Source organism: Streptomyces sp. NPDC060198, assembly GCF_042728415.1.
GTDB lineage: Bacteria > Actinomycetota > Actinomycetes > Streptomycetales > Streptomycetaceae > Streptomyces.
This window is the reverse complement of the sequence record NZ_JBHWZJ010000341.1, coordinates 1-7,559: the sequence shown is the minus strand read 5'-3', so window position 1 is coordinate 7,559 and position 7,559 is coordinate 1. Positions and strand designations below refer to the sequence as shown.

Annotated in this window: 10 protein-coding genes; 4 read left to right on the top strand and 6 right to left on the bottom strand. The window is 72.2% G+C overall.

Features of this window, described 5'->3' with window-relative positions; translation table 11 throughout:
- Positions 1-199 precede the first annotated feature (199 nt).
- Complete coding sequence (locus ACFWEP_RS28560; protein ID WP_387374227.1) at positions 200-553, bottom strand: PRC-barrel domain containing protein; 354 nt, start codon at positions 551-553, stop codon at positions 200-202.
- A 266-nt stretch (positions 554-819) separates the two neighbouring features.
- Between ACFWEP_RS28560 and ACFWEP_RS28555 the strand changes: the two genes are divergently transcribed.
- Together ACFWEP_RS28555 and ACFWEP_RS28550 are read left to right on the top strand one after the other, a co-directional pair.
- Entirely contained in the window at positions 820-1,287 is a 468-nt protein-coding gene (locus tag ACFWEP_RS28555; RefSeq protein ID WP_387374225.1) for a GNAT family N-acetyltransferase, read from the top strand.
- Between the two features lie 146 nt (positions 1,288-1,433).
- Positions 1,434-1,889, top strand: a complete 456-nt coding sequence (locus ACFWEP_RS28550) for a DUF5707 domain-containing protein (RefSeq protein ID WP_387374224.1) — start codon at positions 1,434-1,436, stop codon at positions 1,887-1,889.
- 96 nt (positions 1,890-1,985) lie between these two features.
- Here the strand turns inward: ACFWEP_RS28550 and ACFWEP_RS28545 are convergent, their stop codons facing one another.
- The 5 genes from ACFWEP_RS28545 to ACFWEP_RS28525 all read right to left on the bottom strand — a co-directional run bounded on the left by ACFWEP_RS28545 (position 1,986) and on the right by ACFWEP_RS28525 (position 6,469).
- Complete coding sequence (locus tag ACFWEP_RS28545; RefSeq protein WP_387374223.1) at positions 1,986-3,542, bottom strand: PTS transporter subunit EIIC; 1,557 nt, start codon at positions 3,540-3,542, stop codon at positions 1,986-1,988.
- A 68-nt stretch (positions 3,543-3,610) separates the two neighbouring features.
- Positions 3,611-4,546, bottom strand: coding sequence for an N-acetylmuramic acid 6-phosphate etherase (gene murQ / locus ACFWEP_RS28540; RefSeq protein ID WP_387374222.1), 936 nt, complete (start codon positions 4,544-4,546; stop codon positions 3,611-3,613).
- A gap of 130 nt (positions 4,547-4,676) precedes the next feature.
- A complete protein-coding gene (locus ACFWEP_RS28535; protein ID WP_387374220.1) occupies positions 4,677-5,594 on the bottom strand; it encodes a MurR/RpiR family transcriptional regulator in 918 nt (305 codons plus the stop codon).
- 167 nt (positions 5,595-5,761) lie between these two features.
- A complete protein-coding gene (locus ACFWEP_RS28530; RefSeq protein WP_387374218.1) occupies positions 5,762-6,040 on the bottom strand; it encodes a GlsB/YeaQ/YmgE family stress response membrane protein in 279 nt (92 codons plus the stop codon).
- A 225-nt stretch (positions 6,041-6,265) separates the two neighbouring features.
- Positions 6,266-6,469: a cold-shock protein gene (locus ACFWEP_RS28525; protein ID WP_387374217.1), complete on the bottom strand. Its 204-nt coding sequence runs from the start codon at positions 6,467-6,469 to the stop codon at positions 6,266-6,268.
- A gap of 248 nt (positions 6,470-6,717) precedes the next feature.
- Between ACFWEP_RS28525 and ACFWEP_RS28520 the strand changes: the two genes are divergently transcribed.
- Positions 6,718-7,086, top strand: a complete 369-nt coding sequence (locus ACFWEP_RS28520; RefSeq protein WP_266705814.1) for a hypothetical protein — start codon at positions 6,718-6,720, stop codon at positions 7,084-7,086.
- On the top strand, positions 7,083-7,370 hold the full coding sequence (locus ACFWEP_RS28515; protein WP_387374214.1) for a DUF4031 domain-containing protein: 288 nt from the start codon (positions 7,083-7,085) through the stop codon (positions 7,368-7,370). The genes ACFWEP_RS28520 and ACFWEP_RS28515 overlap by 4 nt, the downstream gene beginning before the upstream one ends.
- Positions 7,371-7,559 lie beyond the last annotated feature (189 nt).

Sequence of the window (7,559 nt, the reverse complement as noted above, 5' to 3'; positions counted from 1 at the left end):
CCCCGGGCACACGTCGCGGGGCGAACCCTCTTCGGGCCCGCCCCGCTCTGTGCGACGTGCGTGGTGCTGTGTTCCGGGTGTCCGTGTTCCAGGTGTTCCGCGCGAGTGGCTCGGCGCGTGGACGTCAGGTGAACGTCCGGGGCGCGAACCGCTGCGCGCGTGGTGCGTAGGGCCGGAGGGAGACGGAAGACGCGAGGCGTCAGATCAGACGGTGCATGCCGTAGTGGGCGGCCAGGTCCGTGTAGTAGGCCGGGTCGCCCGCGTGCGTCGGACGCTCGAACTCCGGTGCTTCCTTGATCTGTTCCTTCGTGAGGTCCACGTGGACCTCACGTCCCTCCGTGTCGATCCGGGAGACCGTGCCTGCGGGCAACAGGATCTCCCGTCCGAAGATCCACACACCGGTGTCGACCAGGAGGTGGGCCGAACCCACCTCGTCGGAGTGACTGTCGACCTTGCCGACGTGCCCGTCGACGGCTTCGACCGCGAATCCGGTCAGGTCGATTCCGGAGATGTGGCCGCTGGCAGGGTGGTAACCCCACGGGTCTGTGCTCATGGGTCGCTCCTTCCTCGGCGGTCCTTCGGTCGCGCTCCCCGCCCGGCTGTGCGAACCGCGGTGCGAACCACGGTACGAGCCGCTTCGCACGCGGCGTAGCGGATGCGTACCGCGATGCGTACCGCGATGCGTACGGTCGGCGGGATGCGCTCATCAGTTCGCGTGCCCGCGAAGCCGGGCTTCACACACGCACTCTGCGAACCCCCTTGGGGCTGGGGCCGACAACTCCGTTGACGCCGCGTCCCCCGCCCGGTTCTCATGCCGCCATGAGTGAACTCCACCTCCACGCGGTGTCCGACGACTTCCTCGCCGAGGAGTGGCGGAACGTCCACAACCTGATCGTCCCGACCGCGCCCCTCACCGCCGACGAGGTACGGGAACGGCGTACCCGCAACCGGCTGTTCGTCGCGCGGACGGCGGGCGAGGTGGCCGGCTGCTCCACGGTGCGCCCGCCGACCGTGGGCGAGGGGGTGGCCACGGTGATCGCGCGCGTCCTCCCGGAGTGCCGGAAGCGGGGGTTCGGTACGGCCCTTTACGCACACGGGCTCGCGCTGGCGCGGGAGTTGGGGGCGAAGGCCGTCGAGACCGTGGTGCTGGCGAGCAACACGGAGGGGCTGGAGTTCGCGCGGGCCCGGGGGTTCGTGGAGGTGGAGACGTATCTGCTGCCGGGGGACACGATCCCGTTCGTCGATCTCCGGCTGGCCGAGTCCCCGGCCGGGGGACCTGCGTCCTGAAGTCCGCAGGAGGGCGGGCGTGGATACCCACTCCTGGATGAGTCCCCGCACTCATGTCCGACGGTTCCGGCGCGACGAGTATCGGTGCCACGGGGCGCGGCCAAGCGCGCCGTTCCTGCCCGAGACGACGATTCTGGAGAACCCTCATGTCCCGACGTATCGCCCTGTCCGTGGCCGCCGGTGTGGTCGCCCTCGGGGGCGCCGGGGCTTTCGCCCTCGCGTACGCCGGTGAGCCGCAGCAGCCCACCCTCGCGCACAGCACCGCCCGCTACGTCGCCCCGGACGGCGACCGGGACGGCTCGTTGACCTTCACGACGGACGTCACGGCGGCCGGGGGCGTGAAGCGCGTGAACGTGCTGGCCTGGCCGGCGGACTCGTCCTTCTCCGACACGCACCTGACCGAGAAGGACATGGCCTTGGTCGAGAAGGCCGTCTGCGAACCGTCCGGCGCGGACACCGCGCACTGCACCTACCGGGTCGCCCTCACCCCTGAGGACGCCGACGAGGCCCCGCGCGGCCTCTGGCACACGGCCGTGCTGGCCACCGCTGCGGACGGCACCACGACGCTGGAGACCGAGGCCGCCGACTTCACGATCGGGTGACCCCGCACGTGCGCCCCGCACGTGCTCGTCCATCACGGAACGAGCCGCCCCTCGCGGAGAGGGGCGGCTCGTGGTGCGTACCGGGGCTGTGGGCCCTCAGGCCTTCGCGGGCGTGGGGCGCTGACCCGGTTCCGCGGCCTCCGGAGCGCCCGGCGAACCGGCGACCACCGTGGTCGTACCGGCACCCGCCGCCTCCTGGGACACGTTGAACTCGGCCAGCAGCTCCTTGCTGAAGCCGAAGCAGTACGTGGCGGCGAACCCGGTGACGTAGCCGACGAGCAGCCCGCCCGCGTAGATCGCGATGGTGCCGCCGAGGCCGTGGTTGCCGTCCAGGAGCGGGAAGAGGGCCCAGCCGGAGGGGCCGATCGCGGTCGAGCCGACCGAGGTGCCGAGCTGGTTGAAGAGCCCGACGAAGGCGCCGCCGAACGCGCCGCCGACGCACGCCGTGACGAACGGGCGGCCCAGCGGCAGCGAGACGCCGTAGATCAGCGGTTCGCCGACGCCCAGCAGCCCGGCGGGCAGGGCCGACCGGATGGTGCGGCGGATCGACTCGTTGTGGGGGAGACGCACGTACACGGCCATCGCCGCGCCGACCTGTCCGGCGCCCGCCATGGCGAGGATCGGCAGCAGCACGGTGTAGCCCTGCTGCTCGATCAGGGTGGTGTGGATCGGGATCAGCGCCTGGTGCAGGCCGAGCATCACCAGCGGCAGGAAGAACCCGCCGAGCAGGAGCCCCGCGCCCGCGCCGCCGTGCGAGAGCAGCCAGTCGGCGGCCGTGCCGATGGCGGAGGAGACCTCGCCTGCCACGTACATCAAGCCGAAGATCGTGACCAGCCCGGAGACCAGCACCGTGAGCGTCGGCGTGACCAGCACGTCCAGCGCCTCGGGCACCCAGCGGCGGCACCACTTCTCCACGTACACCGCGAGCACGGCGGCGCCCAGCGCGCCGAGCACACCACCCTGGCCGGGCGAGAGCTTCTGCCCGAACGCCTCGACGTTGGCGACCCCGGGGAACACGATGATCGCGGCGACCGCACCGCCGAGGATCGGGGTACCGCCGAACTCCTTCGCCGTGTTGTAGCCGACGAACACCGCGATCAGCGCCATGAACCCGGAGGCGACGGCAGCCAGCGCGGGCGTCACCCCGGGCAGCCAGCCCAGGTTGACCAGCAGGCCGTTGAGCCCGGCGATGATGCCGCAGCCGATGAGGGCGGGGATCAGCGGGACGAAGATGTTCGCGATCTTTCGCAGGAAGAGCTTGAACGGGGTGGCGTTCTTCGCCCTCCGTGCGGCCCGCAACTCCGCCCCCTGTGAGGCGAGTTCATCGGCGGTCGTCGGTGGCGCGGCGGGCGTGGCGGCGGACGTCGGGGCCGTGGCCGGGGCCGTGGCGCGGGACGTCTCCACCAGCGCCTCGAACTCCGGGGTGACCCGGGCGACGGTGCCCGGGCCGAGGACGATCTGGTACGTGTCGTCCTCGACCACGCCCAGCACGGCGGGCAGCGCCTTCAGCGCCTCGTCGTCCACCAGGGACGGGTCGAGCAGCCCCAGCCGGAGCCGAGTCATGCAGTGGGCGACGGTACGGACGTTGGAGGCGCCACCGACGAGCGGAAGAATCGCGGCGGCGGTGGCGCGGTGCTTGTCATCTGTTGCCATGGTGCGTGGTGCCTTGCTGTGCGGGGGTGGGGGGTGTGGGGGGTAGCGCTCCCCTGCGCGTCGAGCGGTCAGACACGGCCGAGCGCGGCGCGCAGATGGCCGCCCGAGGCGGCGAGCAGGCCGGTGGCGGTGGGGCCGTCCACCCGGCCGAGGATGGTGAGGATCGCCGGCTTCACCTCACCTTCGGTGGCGGCGAGGGCGGCTTCGATCTCGTGGTCGGAGGCGCCGGTCGCCAGGGCGACGATCCGGCGCGAACGGGCGTGCAGCTTCTCGTTGGAGGCCCGCACGTCGACCATCAGATTCCCGTACGTCTTGCCGAGCCGGATCATCGTGATGGTCGAGATCATGTTGAGTACCAGCTTCTGCGCCGTGCCCGCCTTCAGCCGGGTCGAGCCGGTCAGCAGCTCCGGGCCGGTGACGACCTCGATGCCGTGTTCGGCGGCGGCGGCCAGCGCCGAGCCCGCGTTGCAGGAGAGCCCCACGGTGAGCGCGCCCCGGGCGCGGGCGTGCTCGACGGCGCCGATCGCGTACGGGGTGCGGCCGGAGGCGGAGATCCCGACGACGGTGTCCTCGGCGGTGAGGCCCAGCCCGTCCAGGTCGGCGGCGGCCAGCTCCCGGCTGTCCTCCGCGCCCTCCACCGCCGTCACCATCGCGGACGGGCCGCCCGCGATCAGCCCGACGACCTCGGACGGAGAGGTGTTGAAGGTCGGCGGGCACTCGCTGGCGTCCAGCACCCCGAGGCGCCCGGCGGTACCCGCGCCCAGGTAGATCAGCCGGCCGCCGCGCGCCATGCGCTCCGCCACGGCGTCGATCGCGGCGGAGATCTGCGGCAACTGCGCGGCGACGGCGTCGGGCACGGACCGGTCCTCGCCGTTCATGATCCGCGCGATCTCCGAAGTGGGCAGCCGGTCGATTTCGGCCAGATCGGGGCGGAACTGCTCGGTGGTGAGGGTGGCGAGCTGGGCGAGGAGGTCGCCGTCGCGGCCGGTCGCGGAGGAGGACATGAGGCGTGGCTCTGCTTTCTCGTGGTGCTCGTACGGGGTGCGGGGTGCGGGGCCGCTGGGAGTGCGGGATGCGGGTGCGGGTTCTCGTGCGGGTGAGGTTGCTGCGGGGCGGGCCCCGGGGGTGCGCCGGTCAGCGGCGGCGGTGCGGGTGGCGGTGCGCGAGCGCTTCGTACGAGGCGGAGAGCGCGGGGGCCGCCGTCTCGTAGGTGCGCTGCGCCACGCCTATGAACAGGCAGTCGACGACGAGTAGTTGGCTGGTCCGGCTGGACATGGCGGCCGGTCGCAGCTCGCTCTCGCGGGAGGTGGACGTGGTCAGCACGTGGTCCGCGTACTGGGTGACGGCACCGCCCGGGCGGCCGGTGATGGCGACGGTGGTGGCGCCCCGGTCGAAGGCGGCCCGCAGTGGCTCGATCACGTCGCTGGTCGAACCGGAGTGGGTGATCGCGATGGCGAGGTCCCCGGGGCGCAGCTGTACCGCGTTGGTGACCGCGAGGTGCGGGTCGGCGTGGGCGTGCGCGATGAGGCCGATCCGGAGCAGCTTCTGCGCCAGGTCCTGGCCGACGAGCGAGGAGGCGCCCGCGCCGTAGATGTCGATCCGGCGGGCGGTGGCGGCGGCGGTCACGACGGCGGAGAGCTGCCCGGTGTCGAGCCCGGCGGCGGTGTCCGCGAGGGTCTGCTGCTCGTCCTGGGCGAGCTTGGCGACGACGTCGGCGATCGGGTCGTCCACCGCTATGTCGGCGGTGACCGCGGGAGCCCGCCCCGACTGCTGGTGGGCGGCGAGGCCGGCGAGGGCGAGGCGCAGGTCGCGGTAGCCCGGGTAGCCGAGGAGCCGCGCGGTGCGGACCACGGTGGCCTCGCTCGTACCCGTGCGTTCGGCGAGACCGGTGACGGTGAGCGCGGCGCACCCGGCGGGGTCCCCGGCGACCGCTTCGGCGACGCGCTGCATGGAGCGCGTCATGGAGGGGGCGAGCGTACGGACCTTGGCGGCGAGGGCTGCCGGGGCCGGCGGCGAGTCGCTGCTGAAACTTTCCTTCAGTTCACTGGTCACTCCTGAAAGGTATTTTCATCACACTCGCCCGTCAACCCCCCATTGGTCCCGCTTGCGCGCCCCGCGCACCGCCCGCGAAGGGCGGGAACGCGAGAACGGCTCCCCCTCCGTGCGGAGGGGGAGCCGTTCGGTGCGTGCGCGATCCGCGGACCCGGGGGTCCGCCGGATCAGGCGTGACGGTGCGAGTGACGGCCGCCGGCGAACACGCGGTAGATGGCCAGCAGGATCACCGAACCGGCGATCGCCGCTATCCACGTCGAGACGTCGAAGAAACCGTCGATCGAGTCGACGCCGAACAGAACCTTGCCGAGCCAACCGCCGAGGAGACCGCCCGCGATACCGATGAGCATCGTGATGATGATGCCGCCCGGGTCCTTGCCCGGCATGAGCGCCTTGGCGATGAGGCCGGCGAGCAACCCGATGAGAATCCAAGCGATGATGCCCATGATGCGTCTCCTACCTCGTCGTGCTAAGTCGTTGTCAAGGCTTCGTCTTTACCGGTTGTCGCGGTCCAAACGTGGTGGTGGCGGGGAGACTTCGGATGTTCCGCGATCACCGTGCGGAAGGGGCCCGGGCGGTGTGGAGGCGGGGAGACGGGGCATACGGAGCGACCCGCACACCCGGGCGGGCGTGCGGGTCGCGTCATGGACGGCTCGCGGGGGTCGGAGCGGTCAGAGCGGGCGTACCTGCTCCGCCTGCGGGCCCTTGGGCCCCTGCGAGGTGGTGAATTCCACCCGCTGGTTCTCCTCCAGCGACCGGTATCCCGAGGAGTCGATCGCGGAGAAGTGCACGAAGACGTCCGGAGTGCCGTCGTCCGGCGCGATGAACCCGAACCCCTTCTCCGAGTTGAACCACTTCACAGTGCCCTGAGCCATGCCATGCCTTTCCGGTGGGCGCCGTACACATGATCGTGCCGACGATGCGGCGATCCTCTCCCGGTCGCCGGGAGGAGAAACGGAGCGGCACGCACCACACACGTACGAGTGACGGGCCCGTGCTCCCGGACGCGGTCCGGACATCGTCCGCACTCCGGCGGGGCGGTCCCGCCGCCCCGCGCGCGGAGTCGCGGCGGGACGCGCGGGCGCCGGGGGAGTGGCCGGCCGCGCGGGGTGACAATGGAGCCATGGAGTTGAACCCCCTGGAGCAGGCACTGCACACCGCCCGTGCCCTCGTCGTGGCCGACCTGGCGGCGGGCGACGTCGCGGACGCCGACATCGTGTCCCTCGTCGAGGACGCGGTGACCCAGCGGCGGTGGTGGGTGGAGCAGTGGCCGGACGGCTTGGAGTTCCTCGTCGGGCTGGTCGCCCAGGACGTCCAGGACGCCCTGCTCGAACGGTACGGCCGCTGGCCGCTCTGCCCGGTCTGCGACGACGGCGGCCCGCACGCGCTCGACGTCGAACCCGAACTCGGCGCCGACCCGCACTGGGTCTGCACCCGCGCCACCGTGTCGGTGGCCCCGGTCGGGGCGCTCGCCGGAGTGCTGCGGCGGTGACCGTCTACATAGACCCGCCGACCTGGCCGGGCCACGGCCGTTTCTGGTCGCACCTGGTCAGCGACGAGTCCTTCGACGAACTGCACGCCTTCGCCGCGGCGATCGGCTGCCCGCCGCGCGCGTTCGAGCGGGACCACTACGACGTACCGCAGGCGAGGTACCAGGACGCGGTGCGCGCCGGGGCGCGCGAGATCGGCTCCAAGGAACTGGTCCGCCGGCTGACCGGAGCCGGACTGCGCCGCCCGAAGGGGCGCCCCGCCCCGGACGGTACGACCTCGCGCTGAACGTACGACCGCTGAACGCGCGACCGCGCTGAACGCGCGACCGCGCTGAACGCGCGACCGCGCTGAACGCGCGACCGCGCTGAACGCGCGACCGCGCTGAACGCGCGACCGCGCTGAACGCGCGACCGCGCTGAACGCGCGACCGCGCTGAACGCGCGACCGCGCTGAACGCGCGACCGCGCTGAACGC

Bases quoted from the DNA above. Each gene is read 5' to 3' on its own strand.
- ACFWEP_RS28560 (WP_387374227.1), bottom strand. From the start codon at position 553: ATGAGCACAGACCCGTGGGGTTACCACCCTGCCAGCGGCCACATCTCC.
- ACFWEP_RS28555 (WP_387374225.1), top strand. From the start codon at position 820: ATGAGTGAACTCCACCTCCACGCGGTGTCCGACGACTTCCTCGCCGAG.
- ACFWEP_RS28550 (WP_387374224.1), top strand. From the start codon at position 1,434: ATGTCCCGACGTATCGCCCTGTCCGTGGCCGCCGGTGTGGTCGCCCTC.
- ACFWEP_RS28545 (WP_387374223.1), bottom strand. From the start codon at position 3,542: ATGGCAACAGATGACAAGCACCGCGCCACCGCCGCCGCGATTCTTCCG.
- murQ (WP_387374222.1), bottom strand. From the start codon at position 4,546: ATGTCCTCCTCCGCGACCGGCCGCGACGGCGACCTCCTCGCCCAGCTC.
- ACFWEP_RS28530 (WP_387374218.1), bottom strand. From the start codon at position 6,040: ATGGGCATCATCGCTTGGATTCTCATCGGGTTGCTCGCCGGCCTCATC.
- ACFWEP_RS28525 (WP_387374217.1), bottom strand. From the start codon at position 6,469: ATGGCTCAGGGCACTGTGAAGTGGTTCAACTCGGAGAAGGGGTTCGGG.
- ACFWEP_RS28520 (WP_266705814.1), top strand. From the start codon at position 6,718: ATGGAGTTGAACCCCCTGGAGCAGGCACTGCACACCGCCCGTGCCCTC.